Origin of the sequence: Winogradskyella sp. J14-2, assembly GCF_001971725.1 — a bacterium.
In the GTDB taxonomy this organism is placed as follows: Bacteria; Bacteroidota; Bacteroidia; order Flavobacteriales; family Flavobacteriaceae; genus Winogradskyella.
This window is the reverse complement of the sequence record NZ_CP019388.1, coordinates 1,656,544-1,670,814: the sequence shown is the minus strand read 5'-3', so window position 1 is coordinate 1,670,814 and position 14,271 is coordinate 1,656,544. Positions and strand designations below refer to the sequence as shown.

Sequence of the window (14,271 nt, the reverse complement as noted above, 5' to 3'; positions counted from 1 at the left end):
ATATGATTAGTCGTTGGAATTTTTAGAGTTGATAACTTTAACAGTTTGACCATCTTTAACACTACGTGCACCTTCTTTTATAATTTCAGTTTCACCTTCAATACCAGATAAAACCTCAATTAAATCGCCTTGTGTTTTGCCAGTTTCTATGATAACTTGTTTTGCGGTGGCTTTACCTTCTTGTTTATCTGTTATTGCATAAATGTACTGTTCTCCTTCAGCATTTTCTGAAATAATGCTTTGAGGAATTAATATGGCTTTGTCGTTGGTGTAATCGTTAATTTTTAAACGCGCTGTAAGATTAGGTTTAATGTCTCCACTTTTATTTGGTACGGCAATTTCAACATCAAAAGTTCGGTTGGCAGGATTTATAAAATTTCCAGTTTGTCTAACTTCAGAATTTAGGGTTTTACCCAAAACAGGAAACATTACTTCGACAGCTTTTCCTTTTGTGATGCTCGTAATATAACTTTCGGGTATATCTGTTTTAATGTACATTTCACTTAAGTTAACCAAACGCATTAAAGGGGTTTGGCCAGCTGCAGCAACATTCCCTTCTTCTGTGATAACATCATCAATAACTCCAGAAAAAGGGGCTCTTACGCTATTTTTGGCCAATTGCTGATTTATTTGAGCAATACTTTTTTGTAAGCCCTCGTATTGAGATTTGGCTTGTAGGTATTGTATCTCACTACCTATTTTTTGATCCCAAAGTCGTTTTTGGCGCTCAAAAGTCGTTTTTGCTAAATCTGCTTGGATTTCTAATTGTGCTTTTTGTTGACTTAGACCACCGTCATCAATAGAAGCTAATAATTGGCCTTTACCAACGTTTTGCCCTTCCTTTACATAAATACGTGTTATTATGCCGTTAGTCTCTGGTGTTATAACTATATTTTGCTTTGTTTCTACACTACCTTGAAGTTCTAAGTAGTGTTTAAATTCTTCTGTATTTGCTTTAAATGTTGTAATCAACGGGACGTTTCTGTCTGGGTTTATGCTCTGCAGTTTTTCGTCTAGCTGTTTAATTTGAATAGCGAGTGCCTGCTGTTGATTTACTAATTCGTCTTTTCTCTGTTGAATGGCCTCCGCACTGTTAGATGCTATTAGCTCTTCTACAGATTGTTTTTTCTCACCTGAGCAAGCCAGTAAAACGGTTGTTATAAAGATTACACTATATATTTTTTTCATGATGATAGTTTTAAAAGTTGGTTATTTGGTTTGTTAGTGTCTCTAGCTCAGCTTTTGTGCTAATGACATCTAGCATTGCTTGAAGTAACTCTTGTTGAGCTGTATATAATTGTGTTTGTGCTTGTCTTAGCTCAAAGCTAGAGCCTATACCTTCAAAAAACTTAGTTTGGTTTTTTTGCTCAATGCGTTGCGCAAGAGCAAGATTTTGTTTTTTGTTGTTGTAATCTTCAGTTGCAAACCTATAATTGCTCCTTGCGGTTTCTATTTCTAAATTTAGGCGTTGTTGGGTTTCTGTAAGATCGTCTTTAGATTTTTCTAAATTAATTTTTGCACGTTGTGTTGCGGCACTACGCATGCCAGAACTAAAGATAGGTATATTTAGAGTTGCACCAAATGTTGCTATACCAACCCAAGGATTATTAAAGTCTAAGAAATTAAAAGATTCTCTATTGGCTAAGTAAGCACCAGATAAACTTGCGTTTAATGTAGGGAGCGCTTTACTTTTTTCTAATTTTAGCAACAACTCTTTAGAGCGTTTATCGTTCTCTGCTATCTTGTAGTCTACGGTTGAAGTAATATCATTTTCTTTGTCTAGCACTTCTAGAGAAATATTTTTTTCGGCTAAATTTTCAAGATTTTCTGTTAGAGCTACGCTGGTATTATAATCTAGTCCTAAAGTGATGTTAAACATTTGATAGGCTATGCTTTGAAGCCTCTTGGCATTATTTAATCCGCTCTCGAGGTTAGAAAGGGTTATTTGCAATTGCTCTACGCTTTCTTCTTCTTCAAGACCGTTTTCATAGATTTTAGTTGTTTCGTCAAGGTTTTTTCTTAATACTAAAATGTTTTTTTCGTAAATGGTAATACTTTCTTCAGAAAGAAGGACATTTCCATAGGCATTTATAACAGCTTTTCTAACTTCTAAATCGGTTTTGTCTTTAGCGTTTTTTGAGATTTCTAAAAATACTTTTGCAGATTGTAGACCTACCAAGTAGGTACCGTCGAATATTTTTTGAGTAAGACTAGCGCCAGCAGTAACCGACTGCGGAGCACCAAAATCTATAAAGCCATCCTCGCCAAGATCGAAGGGTTGATCAAATTGTTGTTTCAAAAAGTTTTGATAATCGATATTAGCATTTAGTTGAGGGAGTCCTGTTGCTGTGGTCTCCCATTTTTGCTGTTTGGCAGCCTCAATGTCTCTAACTGCGTTTTTAGCTTTTCGGTTATTTTCTAGTGCATAATCTATAGCCTCTTGTAATGTAAAGCTCATAGGCTCCTCTTGAGAATAGCCAATAAATACAAAAGTTATAAAAAGTAGTGAAAGCGTATTTCTCATTAGTTGTATGTTGTGTTTTGATTGATTTTTAGGTGCTTATCTAAATAGTCTATACCTTTTGGTGTACAGATACCTCTTAAGTGGTACTCTAAATAGTTTTCCATTAAGGCATTCATTGAAAAGTTTTTTAAAGGAAATAGCTCTTGGTCCTTAAGTATTACCATACAATTAAAGTATATTCTCGAAATAAAATTAACGTCTAGGTTTTCTCTATATAGTCCCAACGCAATGCCTCTGTTAAGGTTTTCTACAACGCATCCTTGCATAACTTCAAATTGTTTTGCCTTTAATGACGAGAAAATTTTTGGGTAATACTTCTGTAATTGGTATTGAGGGGATGATTTCTCATCCTTAAGGTGGTCCATTACAAACCTTTTGATCTCAAAAACCTCTTCAATGGGATTTTTTTCAAGACCACATATATGATCAATTCCACAAGAAATAGTTTCAAAAACATGAGATGTAGTTGCCTCTACCAACTTCGTTTTATTAGGGAAGTGCACATAAATGGTCTTTTTAGAAATACCAAGTTCATTAGCAATATCATCCATGGTAACACTTTTAAAACCAAGGCTAAGGAAAAGTTCTGAAGCTTTGTGTATTATTTTATCTCTCATAATAGATTACAAAAATAGCAACGGAAACTTTTAAAACAAAAAAAGTTTCTTAAGTTTTAATAATTATTTAACATTCATAACTTTAGCTTTAAATTTGCTTAAAGCCTATTTTTGCTTTATGCAAAATATTAAGACTTATCAAGAATCTTTCTTAAAGTATTTAGAAGATTTTACTGAGGAAAAAGAGCCAAAAAGCCTTTATGAGCCTATAAATTATATTTTAAAATTGGGAGGAAAGCGTTTAAGACCAGTATTAACGTTAATGACTGCTGATATTTTTGGAAGCAAGGCTAAAGATGCCATCAATGCTGCTCTTTCTGTAGAGGTTTTTCATAACTTTTCATTAATCCATGATGATATTATGGACGATGCGCCTTTGCGCAGAGGAAGAGAAACTGTGCACGAAAAGTGGGATTTGAATACTGGGATTCTTTCAGGTGATGCCATGCTTATTTTAGCTTATCAGTTGTTTGAGAATTACGAGCCAGACACTTTTCAGGCCTTGGCAAAATTATTCAGTAAAACAGCTTTAGAAGTTTGTGAAGGGCAGCAATACGACATTGATTTTGAAACTAGAACTGATGTTACCATACCCGATTATCTAAAGATGATAGAATATAAAACAGCGGTTTTGGTTGGTGCAGCTATGAAAATGGGTGCCATTGTAGCTAATGCTTCGTTAGAGGACCAAAATGCTATTTATGATTTTGGTCGTTATTTGGGTATTGCGTTTCAGTTACAAGACGATTATTTAGATGCGTTTGGTAATCCTGAAACCTTTGGAAAGCAGGTAGGTGGTGATATTCTTGAAAACAAAAAAACCTATTTGTACCTCAAAACCCTGGCCTTAGGCAGTAAGGCTGAAAAAAACGAGCTTATTGCACTAATGGCAAGCAACACAATTGAAAATGATGCTAAAGTAGAAAGTGTTAAAGCACTTTTTAAAAATTCTGGCGCAGCAGAAGCCACACAAAACGCTGTAAAAGATTACACCCAAAAAGCCTTTGCGGTTTTAGAAAAGCTAAATATTTCTGAAAACAAAAAACAAATGCTCCGATTGTTTGGGGAGCAATTAATGAATAGACGCGTGTAATGGCTTTGCCACAATCTTTTAACGATTTAATAGAAGTTGCAAACGCTTCAAACCTTTACAGAAAGCTAATTATTCAGCTTAATAAAGATTTACTTTTTGCCAATGTTGATCTTCAATTGGATTTAGAAACGCTACCAACCAGTTTAAAATTGGTGTTGCAAGATACGGTGCATCATCTAATTCAACATAAATTTTCGGACTATCTTAATTTGCTTTATCAAGTAGATGTTTCGGAATTAAAAATTCGCGCACTGCATACTGAAGATATCACCAAACTCTCGGAAGAGGTTACCTTTTTAATATTGCAACGCGAGTGGCAAAAGGTTTGGTATAAAAATAAGCTCTGAAATAATGATATGGTGTCACAGGGCAGGCGAGGTCAAAACCAAAACCTTACAAAAGGCATCCATGCTTGGTTTTGTATACTTCTATCTTCATCGTATAAAATGTCATATCTAATACCAAAAGTAATGTTTCCACTTCTATAACCGGCTCCCAAAAATAACGCAGGATACCAATAGCTGTTGTCTACATTATTTTCAAAACCCTCATCAAAGTCACGGTTTACGTATAGCTGTTCAAACTCAGTAGAAATTTGTAATTCTCTGTAAGGATTAAATAAGCCAATAATACTGCCACCAACCACAGTAGATTTAAAAACATCACGCTGAGAGCTATATTGAAAATTGAGTCCTACACCAGCGGCTACATAGGGATTAAAGTTGTACAAAGCATTAGGAGCAATAGCTGCACTAAAAAAACCATCGCCAAAGTTTAAGCCAACACCACCACCAAATTGAACGTTTTGCCAAAAACCATCATTATTACTAATACTTTGTGCATTTGAGAAATTCACAAAAAAATATAAAAGAATACTGCTTAAAATTATTTTTTGATTTGTATTTAGCCTAATTTTTATCATCTTGGTAATTCTTAAATCCTTATTTGTTATAAATATAATAAAACGGATAGTATATCTGCTAAAAGTTGTATTTTTGAAGAAATTTTGTTGAAACGACAACGTCTCGTAAAAATAATGGATAAATATTCCTTTCTCAACGCAGCACATACAGCATACTTTGCTGACTTATACGACCAATACCTTAAAAATCCTGATGCCATAGAACCGAGTTGGCGAGCCTTTTTTCAAGGTTACGACTTTGGGTCTGAGAATTATGGATTTGATGGTGAAATAGTAGAAGGTGTTTCTGCTCAAATACCAGAACAGCTTCAAAAGGAATTTCAGGTCGTAAAACTTATAGATGGTTACAGAAATAGAGGGCACTTGTTTACAAAAACCAATCCTGTTAGAGCCCGGAGAAAATATGCTCCAACTTTAGAGATTGAAAATTTTGGGCTTTCCAAAAGTGATTTAAACACTGTTTTCTCTGCCGGAGAAATCATTGGTATTGGTACATCTACCTTACAAAATATTATAGACCACCTAGAGCGCATATATTGTGACTCTATCGGTGTAGAATATATGTATATAAGAAAACCAGAGGAAATTCAGTGGATACAAGAAAAACTGAATGTTAATGATAATCACCCTCAGTTTTCGCCAGACCAAAAGAAAAATATTCTAAGAAAATTAAATGAAGCGGTTTCCTTCGAGAATTTCTTACATACCAAATATGTAGGTCAAAAACGATTTTCCTTAGAAGGTAATGAGTCATTGATTCCAGCCCTAGACGCCATGATAGAAACAGCGGCAGAATATGGAGTTAAAGAATTTGTTATGGGTATGGCACATCGTGGTCGTTTAAGTACACTTACAAATATTTTTGGCAAGTCTGCAAAGGATATTTTCAGTGAGTTTGATGGTAAAGATTACGAAGAACAGGTTTTTGATGGTGATGTAAAATATCATTTAGGCTGGACCAGCGATCGTGAAACCGACTCAGGTAAAAAAATAAATTTAAGTATAGCTCCAAACCCTTCTCACCTAGAAACTGTTGGTGCAGTTGTAGAAGGTATATCTAGAGCAAAACAAGACAAGCCAGAAATTGAGGATGCCTCACAAGTTTTACCGATTATAGTTCATGGTGATGCAGCAATTGCTGGTCAAGGCATAGTGTACGAAGTTGTGCAGATGGCACAGTTAGATGGTTATAAAACAAACGGAACCGTACATATTGTAGTTAACAACCAAATTGGTTTTACTACAAACTATTTAGATGGCCGTTCTAGTACGTATTGTACCGATGTTGGTAAAGTAACGTTGTCTCCAGTGCTTCACGTTAACGCAGACGATGCTGAGTCTGTTGTACATGCAACATTATTTGCACTTCATTTTAGAATGAAATTTAAGCGCGATGTTTTTATAGATCTATTAGGGTACAGAAAGTATGGACACAACGAAGGTGATGAACCAAAGTTTACACAGCCACTCCTATACAAAGCTATTTCTAAGCATAAAAACCCGAGAGATATTTATGCCGAACGATTAATAGGAGAAGGCATAATCGATAAAGATTATGTTTCAAAAATTGAAAAAGAATACAAGGATAGACTTGAAGAAAAACTCGAGGATTCACGTAAAATAGAGAAGACTGTAATTTCTCCATTTATGCACGAGCAATGGAAAGATTTTGAACGCGTAGATGAAAGCGAAATGATGAAACCAATTGATACAACGGTTTCAAAAGAACTACTTTCAGATATTACTAAAGTTATTTCTAATTTGCCTGAGGATAAAAAGTTTATCAGAAAGATTCAACGTTTGGTAGAATCGCGCCAAACGATGTTTGACGAAGACAGACTAGATTGGGCTATGGCCGAGCATTTGGCTTATGGAACATTACTGGCAGAAGGATATAATGTTAGAATTTCTGGTCAGGATGTAGAGCGAGGCACATTTTCCCATAGGCATGCCGTTGTTAAAGTAGAAGACAGCGAGGAAGAAATAATCTTACATAAAACTATTTCAGACAACCAAGGGCAGTTCAATATTTACAACTCATTATTATCAGAGTACGGTGTTGTAGGATTTGATTATGGTTATGCCATGGCAAGTCCTAATACCCTTACCATTTGGGAAGCACAGTTTGGAGATTTTAGCAATGGTGCCCAAATAATGATAGACCAATACATTTCTTCTGGCGAAGATAAGTGGAAAACCTCCAACGGATTGGTAATGTTGCTACCGCATGGTTACGAAGGGCAAGGTGCTGAGCACTCTTCTGCTCGTATGGAGCGCTATTTACAATTATGCGCAAAAGACAATATGTTTATAGCAGACTGTACAACTCCTGCCAACATGTTTCATCTGTTACGAAAGCAAATGAAGGCTAATTACAGAAAACCTTTAATCGTATTTACTCCAAAAAGCTTGTTACGTCATCCAAAGGTAATTTCAACTGTAGATGAGTTTGCAAACGGAGGTTTTCAAACTGTAATAGATGATCCAAATGCAAATGTTGAGAAAGTTAAAACTTTAGTATTTTTAACAGGTAAGTTCTATTACGACCTCATGGAACAACAAGAGAAACTAGGGAGGGACGATGTAGCTCTGGTAAGAATAGAACAGTTATTTCCATTGCCAACAGACGAAATTAAAAATATATTAGGTAAATATAGCAACGCAGAAGATATTGTTTGGGCGCAAGAAGAACCAAGAAATATGGGAGCTTACGGCCACATGATGATGCATTTAGAAGAAGCAAAAACATGGAGAGCAGCAAGTAGAAGACCTTATGGTGCTCCTGCTGCAGGTAGCTCCATGCGTTCTAAAATAAGACATCAAGAAGTGATAGATTACGTTTTTGATAAAAGCAAGAATAACCAAATAAGAAATTAAGAATAATTAGAAAACCTAAAAAAAGGTTAAATACAATAAACGCATGATTTTAGAAATGAAAGTGCCTTCACCAGGCGAATCAATTACTGAGGTAGAAATTGCAGAGTGGTTAGTTGAAGATGGGGATTATGTAGAAAAAGACCAAGCTATTGCTGAGGTTGACAGCGATAAGGCAACATTAGAGTTACCAGCCGAGGCTAGTGGTACAATTACTTTAAAAGCTGAAGAAGGTGATGCTGTTGCCGTTGGGCAAGTTGTTTGCTTAATTGATACTAGCGCAGAACCTAAGGCAGATGCAACAACAACATACAAAGGTGGTGACGAAGGCGGAAATGACGACAATGTTGAAGAGGAGTTAGCAAACAAACAAGACAATACCGATAAGACTGGTGAGAAAGCACCAAATCCTGCAAAAGAAACCTATGCATCTGGCACACCAAGTCCTGCAGCTAAAAAGATTTTAGAAGAAAAGGGAATTGATGCTGGCGCTGTAAAAGGAACTGGTAGAGATGGTCGTATTACTAAAGATGATGCTGTAAATGCCGTACCATCTATGGGTACACCAACAGGTGGGAACAGAGGAACATCTCGGAGCAAAATGTCTATGTTGCGTCGTAAAGTTGCAGAACGTTTAGTAGAAGCAAAGAATACAACAGCAATGTTAACCACATTTAATGAGGTTGATATGTCTCCTATTTTTGATTTGCGTAAACAATACAAGGAAGACTTTAAGGCAAAGCATGGAGTAGGTCTAGGCTTTATGAGTTTCTTTACCTTGGCTGTGGTGAGAGCATTAAAAATGTACCCAGCAGTTAATTCAATGATCGATGGTAAAGAAATGATTTCTTACGATTTCTGTGATATCAGTATTGCTGTTTCTGGCCCCAAAGGGTTAATGGTACCAGTAATTAGAAATGCTGAAAACCTAACCTTTAGAGGTGTAGAGTCTGAAGTAAAGCGTTTAGCATTAAGAGCTAGAGATGGGCAGATTACTGTTGATGAAATGACAGGAGGTACATTCACAATTTCTAACGGAGGTGTATTTGGTAGTATGCTATCTACTCCAATTATTAACCCTCCACAAAGTGGTATATTAGGAATGCACAACATTGTAGAACGTCCTGTAGCAATAGAAGGGAAGGTTGAAATTAGACCTATTATGTATGTGGCCTTATCTTATGATCATAGAATTATTGATGGTAAAGAATCTGTAGGATTCTTAGTAGCCGTTAAAGAAGCTTTAGAAAACCCTATAGAATTATTGATGGATAATAATCCTAAAAAGGCATTAGAAATGTAAATTATTTTTAAATACCGAATAAATCAAAAAGCGCAATTTGTAATTAATTGCGCTTTTTTACTCCCTAACTAACAAAGAGTAACTAACTAAAATTAACTAAAAAAAATTAACAGCTATATTTGCTGAGATTACTATAATAGAACTTACAATTAATAGAATCATAAAAATTTTATCCCTTCGTGCCATATTGTTTTTCATTGTCTCCATAGTATTTTTCAAACTTTTTAAAAAAAAGCTCTGAACTTTATACTCTGCCCAGAGCTTTTTAAAATATAATCTGAGGCGTTGATTAATAGCTTTGTAAAATTCAGAATAATTTTAATACAATACTATACGTAGAACTACGTATTTTTTAGGTTTTTTTTCAAGAAAAGAGCCTTGGAAATATTTCCAAGGCTCATAATAATCCCCTAAGAACTAATTAATAGCTCGTTATTAACCCTTAATTAATAACAGTGTAAAATTCAGAATAATTTTAATGCAATACTATACGTAGAACTACGTATTTTTAGAGGTATTTTACATTTTCTTTAGCGAAAATGTACAAAGTCGCCGATTTAGAGTCTAAAGCAAGTTTTCGGCGAATGTTTGTTTTATGCTTTTCGACGGTTCTGATAGAAATAAATAATTCTTTTGCAATCTCGGTAGCTGTTTTGTTTGAGGCAATATGCTTAAAAACCTTAGTTTCAGTAGGTGTTAAGGATTTTAATGCTTCGGGTGCTTCGTCTACTTCAATAAATTCTAAAAGTTCAGGGCTAAAATAGATTTTGTTTTTAACTACTGAAGAAATACAATTTTCAATTTCGTCTAATGCAAATTCCTTTAATACATAACCATAGATTCCCAAAGACTTAGCTTCGTTGTACGTTTTCTCATCTTTTTCAAAAGTAATGAGGATTATTTTTGTTCTAAGGTTTTCTTTTTTACATTTTTCTGCAATTTGCAAACCTGTATAAAAAGGCATTTTAATATCTAAAATAGCAATATCGGGTACATGGGCTCTTATTAATGTTAGGGCTTCCTTGCCGTTTTTTGCACAGGCAAGAACATTATATTGTTTTTCGTGCAAAAAATCCTGAAGACCTTTTAGCACCAAAGGGTGGTCATCGGCTATTATGATGGTAGGGTTCATAAGGCTATTAATCAACTGGAGGGTTAAATATAAAAAGAATCTATGGGTTAGGAAATTTCTTTAAGTTTTAAATAGAGGTACTTTTTGTCATAATCAATAATTGCTTTCCCTTTTTTTAATACATCTGCACCGATAATGCCATCTACAGGATCTGCATTATGATTAATTAGTCCGTTATTAACGTGCGAAAGATTAAATAGAATTAACGCCACTCTGTTCTTCTTCCATTTGCCAATTTTTAGATTATTAGATTTAGAGATCTGTGTTAACATGTCAGATGCTCCGGCACCAACAGCTTTAATTTCAGAATCCTTCACTTTTAGGTTAAATCTATCAATTGCTTCAAAACCAACACAACTGCTAGAGGCTCCGGTATCTAAAATAAATCGTCCCTTAACTCCATTAATTGTCGCTTTAATTTCAAAATGATTTGTTTTTGTTAGTTTAAGCTTAATTTTTGAGTACCCTTTGTCTAAAAGAAAATCCTTTAGTGTTTCCATTGTAAAATTTTGTGTAAATATAAATACTAAACGTTTATTTTTGGCAAATGATTATTACAGATACACATACCCATTTATATAGTGAAGCTTTTGATGAAGATAGGTCGGCTATGATAAGGCGAGCTATAGATGCCAATGTTTCACGATTTTTTATTCCGGCTATAGACTCTACTTACACTAAAGCCATGCTTCAACTCGAAAACGATTTTCCTGAAAATATTTTTTTAATGATGGGATTGCATCCCACTCATGTAAAGGAAAATTTTAAAAAGGAGTTGGCGCATGTAGAAGACATGTTATCGCAACGAAAATTTTATGCAGTAGGAGAAATAGGAATTGATTTGTATTGGGACAAATCAACCTTGGGCATACAGATTGAAGCATTTAGACATCAAATTAATTTAGCAAAAAAATATAATTTACCCATTGTTATTCATTGCAGAGAAGCATTTAATGAGATTTTTGAAGTTTTAGCACAAGAAAAATCAGATGATTTGTTTGGAATTTTCCACTGTTTTACCGGTACATTAGAACAAGCTCAACAAGCAATTTCGTTTAATATGAAGTTAGGAATAGGTGGAGTAGTGACCTTTAAGAATGGAAAAATAGATCAGTTCATCAATAGCATAGGTCTGGAGCATATAGTCTTAGAAACAGACGCGCCTTATTTAGCGCCAAAACCCTATCGTGGCAAACGAAATGAAAGTGTATATATTATTAAAGTATTAGAAAAATTATCCGAACTTTACGGCATAAGTGTTGAAGAGATAGCAGCTATCACAACAGAAAATTCAAAACAAGTATTTGGTATATAGTATGCAAAAACCTAACATCTTATTAATATATACAGGCGGAACAATAGGTATGATAAAAGATGCCGATACAGGAGCGTTACGAACTTTTGATTTCGATAGCATCCTAACGCGTATTCCAGAGATTCGTCTTTTAGATTGTAATATTGAAACTATTTCGTTTGAAAGCCCAATAGACTCCTCTAATATGAATCCTACATACTGGGCAGATATTGCTCAGATTATTGAGGTAAATTACCAAGCGTTTGATGGTTTTGTAGTACTGCACGGCAGTGATACAATGAGCTATTCGGCTTCTGCCTTAAGCTTTATGCTAGAGAATTTAGCTAAACCCGTAATTTTTACAGGATCTCAGCTGCCTATTGGCGACCTAAGGACCGATGCAAAGGAGAATTTAATTACCTCTATTCAGATGGCATCTTTGCAAAAAGACGGTTTGCCTGTTATTAGAGAAGTAGGACTTTATTTTGAATACAAATTATATAGAGGCAATAGAACTACTAAGATTAACGCAGAACATTTTGAAGCCTTTGAATCCTTTAATTATCCAAATTTGGCAGAGTCTGGTGTACACCTTAATGTAAATAAGGAGTATTTGTGGAGAGCAGAACTTACCCATCAATTAGTGGTTCGTAAAACAATGAATACCAATATTGGAATTTTAAAATTATTTCCAGGAATTTCAAAGTCTTTAGTTAAAACAATATTAGGTTGTAAAACATTAAAAGGAGTAATACTTGAGACGTATGGATCTGGAAATGCAACAAACGAAAAATGGTTTATAGAATTGTTACAAAATGCCATTTCTCGAGGGCTTCATGTTGTAAACGTATCGCAATGTGCGGGCGGAAGTGTAAATATGGGTCAGTATGAAACTAGTTCTAAATTAAAGGCTATAGGAGTTATTTCTGGTAAAGATATTACCACAGAAGCTGCAGCTGCTAAATTAATGTATCTTTTGGGAGTGAAAATAGCACACTCAGAATTCAAAAAAACATTCGAAACATGTCTACGAGGGGAAATGACTTAAAATTAACGACACAAATTTTAGTGTTTAAAGTTTTTTTTGTTATTTGGCACACCGTAATTTTTGACAAAATTTAGAGAGAGGTGGCCGAGTGGTCGAAGGCGCACGCCTGGAAAGTGTGTATACTCCAAAAGGGTATCGAGGGTTCGAATCCCTTCCTCTCTGCATAGATTTTAGGCGATTGTTACATTATTTTTTTTATCTTTAACACTTTAACTAATAAAATTAAGATTAAGAACAATGAAAAGATTATTTTCTATTCTTGCCATAACATGTTTAATGGCTATCGGAACTGTTAATGCCAATGCAACAACATTAGCATCTACAACAGCAACTATTACTACAGTAACTCAAGCTGCTGACGAAACAGCAAGTGAAAATTTGAGTTTCCATCAAGAATTAAAAAAGCGTTTTATTGAAGGTGGCCCAGGTTTTATGGGTATTGTATTATTATGTTTAATTCTTGGTTTAGCAATAGCTATTGAGAGAATTATCTTTTTAAACCTTTCAACTACAAACACTAAAAAATTAACTCAAAATGTAGAAGATGCACTTGCCTCTGGTGGTATAGAAGCCGCTAAGGAAGTATGCAGAAACACAAAAGGGCCAGTTGCCTCTATTTTTTATCAAGGTCTAGATAGAGCAGATGAAGATATAGACGCTGCCGAAAAAGCAGTTGTAGCTTATGGAGGTGTGCAAATGGGGCAATTAGAAAAGAATGTATCTTGGATATCTTTATTTATCGCATTAGCACCAATGCTTGGTTTCATGGGTACTGTAATTGGTATGATTCAAGCTTTTGATAAGATTGAAGCAGCAGGTGACATGCAACCATCACTAGTTGCAGGTGGTATTAAAGTAGCACTTTTAACAACAGTTTTTGGTCTTATTGTGGCTATTATTCTTCAAATATTCTACAACTATATTATCGCTAAGATAGATAGTATCGTAAACGACATGGAAGATGCATCAATAACATTGATGGACTTATTGGTAAGACACAAAAAATAAAAGATCACATAAACTATGTTACATAAAATATTAAAAATAATTGCCGCAATTTTAAGTCTGGCAGGGATTGTGTCCCTGATTAGAATTATTGCTGCAGGTGACGAAGCAATTAAAACTGGCGAAAAGGCAGGTTTAGTAGACCCAATGGCCTACATCGCTTACATCATTTTAATTTTAGTTCTAGCGTTTGTTGTGGTTTTTGTAATAAAAAATCTTTTCACCAATACGTCTGGTCTAAAAAACACGTTAATAGGAGTAGGTGCTTTTGCTGCCGTCTTAATAATCTCGTATATAGTATCTGGTGGCGACACCATGAAATATAAATTACAAGAGGGCGTTGCTACAGAAGGTCAGTCTCACATGGTAGGAGCAGGGCTAACAGCATTCTATGTTTTAATAATTGTTGCAGCATTAGCAATGATTTTCTCTGGAGTTAAAAAAGTAATAAGTAAATAA

The 14,271-nt window shown here is 34.8% G+C and carries 14 protein-coding genes and 1 tRNA gene; 9 read left to right on the top strand and 6 right to left on the bottom strand.

The window, feature by feature from the left end:
• Positions 1–6 precede the first annotated feature (6 nt).
• The 3 genes from BWZ20_RS07745 to BWZ20_RS07735 are packed head-to-tail and all read right to left on the bottom strand — an operon-like array spanning position 7 to position 3,141.
• Entirely contained in the window at positions 7–1,188 is a 1,182-nt protein-coding gene (locus BWZ20_RS07745; RefSeq protein WP_076618578.1) for an efflux RND transporter periplasmic adaptor subunit, read from the bottom strand.
• Positions 1,189–1,198: 10 nt separating this feature from the next.
• Positions 1,199–2,524 carry a TolC family protein gene (locus tag BWZ20_RS07740; protein ID WP_076618575.1) on the bottom strand — a complete coding sequence of 442 codons (1,326 nt, stop codon included), beginning with the start codon at positions 2,522–2,524 and terminating at the stop codon, positions 1,199–1,201.
• On the bottom strand, positions 2,524–3,141 hold the full coding sequence (locus BWZ20_RS07735; protein WP_076618572.1) for a TetR/AcrR family transcriptional regulator: 618 nt from the start codon (positions 3,139–3,141) through the stop codon (positions 2,524–2,526). The genes BWZ20_RS07740 and BWZ20_RS07735 overlap by 1 nt, the downstream gene beginning before the upstream one ends.
• A 118-nt stretch (positions 3,142–3,259) precedes the next feature.
• Here BWZ20_RS07735 and BWZ20_RS07730 point away from each other — a divergent pair, with 118 nt between their 5' ends.
• Positions 3,260–4,234 (top strand): polyprenyl synthetase family protein, encoded by a 975-nt coding sequence (locus tag BWZ20_RS07730; RefSeq protein ID WP_076618570.1) that lies wholly within the window; start codon positions 3,260–3,262, stop codon positions 4,232–4,234.
• Complete coding sequence (locus tag BWZ20_RS07725; protein WP_076618567.1) at positions 4,234–4,581, top strand: hypothetical protein; 348 nt, start codon at positions 4,234–4,236, stop codon at positions 4,579–4,581. Before BWZ20_RS07730 ends, BWZ20_RS07725 begins: the two co-directional genes overlap by 1 nt.
• A 32-nt stretch (positions 4,582–4,613) precedes the next feature.
• On the opposite strand, the gene BWZ20_RS07720 is transcribed toward BWZ20_RS07725, so the two are convergent.
• Positions 4,614–5,156: an alpha-ketoglutarate decarboxylase gene (locus BWZ20_RS07720; protein WP_076618565.1), complete on the bottom strand. Its 543-nt coding sequence runs from the start codon at positions 5,154–5,156 to the stop codon at positions 4,614–4,616.
• 114 nt (positions 5,157–5,270) lie between these two features.
• On the opposite strand from BWZ20_RS07720, the gene BWZ20_RS07715 reads away from it, so the two are divergent.
• Together BWZ20_RS07715 and odhB are read left to right on the top strand one after the other, a co-directional pair.
• Complete coding sequence (locus tag BWZ20_RS07715) at positions 5,271–8,033, top strand: 2-oxoglutarate dehydrogenase E1 component (protein WP_076618562.1); 2,763 nt, start codon at positions 5,271–5,273, stop codon at positions 8,031–8,033.
• 43 nt (positions 8,034–8,076) lie between these two features.
• Positions 8,077–9,333 carry a 2-oxoglutarate dehydrogenase complex dihydrolipoyllysine-residue succinyltransferase gene (odhB, locus tag BWZ20_RS07710; protein ID WP_076618559.1) on the top strand — a complete coding sequence of 419 codons (1,257 nt, stop codon included), beginning with the start codon at positions 8,077–8,079 and terminating at the stop codon, positions 9,331–9,333.
• A 508-nt stretch (positions 9,334–9,841) separates the two neighbouring features.
• Here the strand turns inward: odhB and BWZ20_RS07705 are convergent.
• Together BWZ20_RS07705 and BWZ20_RS07700 are read right to left on the bottom strand one after the other, a co-directional pair.
• The gene (locus tag BWZ20_RS07705) at positions 9,842–10,465 is read right to left on the bottom strand and encodes a response regulator (RefSeq protein WP_076618557.1); all 624 of its coding nucleotides are present in this window, start codon (positions 10,463–10,465) and stop codon (positions 9,842–9,844) included.
• 47 nt (positions 10,466–10,512) lie between these two features.
• A complete protein-coding gene (locus tag BWZ20_RS07700; protein WP_076618554.1) occupies positions 10,513–10,965 on the bottom strand; it encodes a TIGR02281 family clan AA aspartic protease in 453 nt (150 codons plus the stop codon).
• 47 nt (positions 10,966–11,012) lie between these two features.
• Here BWZ20_RS07700 and BWZ20_RS07695 point away from each other — a divergent pair, with 47 nt between their 5' ends.
• The 5 genes from BWZ20_RS07695 to BWZ20_RS07675 all read left to right on the top strand — a co-directional run bounded on the left by BWZ20_RS07695 (position 11,013) and on the right by BWZ20_RS07675 (position 14,271).
• Entirely contained in the window at positions 11,013–11,780 is a 768-nt protein-coding gene (locus BWZ20_RS07695) for a TatD family hydrolase (protein WP_076618551.1), read from the top strand.
• A 1-nt stretch (position 11,781) separates the two neighbouring features.
• Positions 11,782–12,807 carry an asparaginase gene (locus BWZ20_RS07690; protein ID WP_076618547.1) on the top strand — a complete coding sequence of 342 codons (1,026 nt, stop codon included), beginning with the start codon at positions 11,782–11,784 and terminating at the stop codon, positions 12,805–12,807.
• 74 nt (positions 12,808–12,881) lie between these two features.
• A tRNA-Ser gene (locus BWZ20_RS07685) sits at positions 12,882–12,969 on the top strand.
• Between the two features lie 75 nt (positions 12,970–13,044).
• Entirely contained in the window at positions 13,045–13,815 is a 771-nt protein-coding gene (locus BWZ20_RS07680) for a MotA/TolQ/ExbB proton channel family protein (protein WP_076618544.1), read from the top strand.
• Between the two features lie 15 nt (positions 13,816–13,830).
• Positions 13,831–14,271, top strand: a complete 441-nt coding sequence (locus BWZ20_RS07675) for a hypothetical protein (RefSeq protein ID WP_076618540.1) — start codon at positions 13,831–13,833, stop codon at positions 14,269–14,271.

What these genes read in the sequence shown, in the direction of transcription:
- BWZ20_RS07705 (WP_076618557.1), bottom strand. Translation starts at nt 10,465, where the DNA reads ATGAACCCTACCATCATAATAGCCGATGACCACCCTTTGGTGCTAAAA.
- BWZ20_RS07675 (WP_076618540.1), top strand. Translation starts at nt 13,831, where the DNA reads ATGTTACATAAAATATTAAAAATAATTGCCGCAATTTTAAGTCTGGCA.
- BWZ20_RS07695 (WP_076618551.1), top strand. Translation starts at nt 11,013, where the DNA reads ATGATTATTACAGATACACATACCCATTTATATAGTGAAGCTTTTGAT.
- BWZ20_RS07680 (WP_076618544.1), top strand. Translation starts at nt 13,045, where the DNA reads ATGAAAAGATTATTTTCTATTCTTGCCATAACATGTTTAATGGCTATC.
- BWZ20_RS07690 (WP_076618547.1), top strand. Translation starts at nt 11,782, where the DNA reads ATGCAAAAACCTAACATCTTATTAATATATACAGGCGGAACAATAGGT.
- BWZ20_RS07715 (WP_076618562.1), top strand. Translation starts at nt 5,271, where the DNA reads ATGGATAAATATTCCTTTCTCAACGCAGCACATACAGCATACTTTGCT.
- odhB (WP_076618559.1), top strand. Translation starts at nt 8,077, where the DNA reads ATGATTTTAGAAATGAAAGTGCCTTCACCAGGCGAATCAATTACTGAG.
- BWZ20_RS07735 (WP_076618572.1), bottom strand. Translation starts at nt 3,141, where the DNA reads ATGAGAGATAAAATAATACACAAAGCTTCAGAACTTTTCCTTAGCCTT.
- BWZ20_RS07725 (WP_076618567.1), top strand. Translation starts at nt 4,234, where the DNA reads ATGGCTTTGCCACAATCTTTTAACGATTTAATAGAAGTTGCAAACGCT.
- BWZ20_RS07745 (WP_076618578.1), bottom strand. Translation starts at nt 1,188, where the DNA reads ATGAAAAAAATATATAGTGTAATCTTTATAACAACCGTTTTACTGGCT.
- BWZ20_RS07700 (WP_076618554.1), bottom strand. Translation starts at nt 10,965, where the DNA reads ATGGAAACACTAAAGGATTTTCTTTTAGACAAAGGGTACTCAAAAATT.
- BWZ20_RS07740 (WP_076618575.1), bottom strand. Translation starts at nt 2,524, where the DNA reads ATGAGAAATACGCTTTCACTACTTTTTATAACTTTTGTATTTATTGGC.
- BWZ20_RS07730 (WP_076618570.1), top strand. Translation starts at nt 3,260, where the DNA reads ATGCAAAATATTAAGACTTATCAAGAATCTTTCTTAAAGTATTTAGAA.
- BWZ20_RS07720 (WP_076618565.1), bottom strand. Translation starts at nt 5,156, where the DNA reads ATGATAAAAATTAGGCTAAATACAAATCAAAAAATAATTTTAAGCAGT.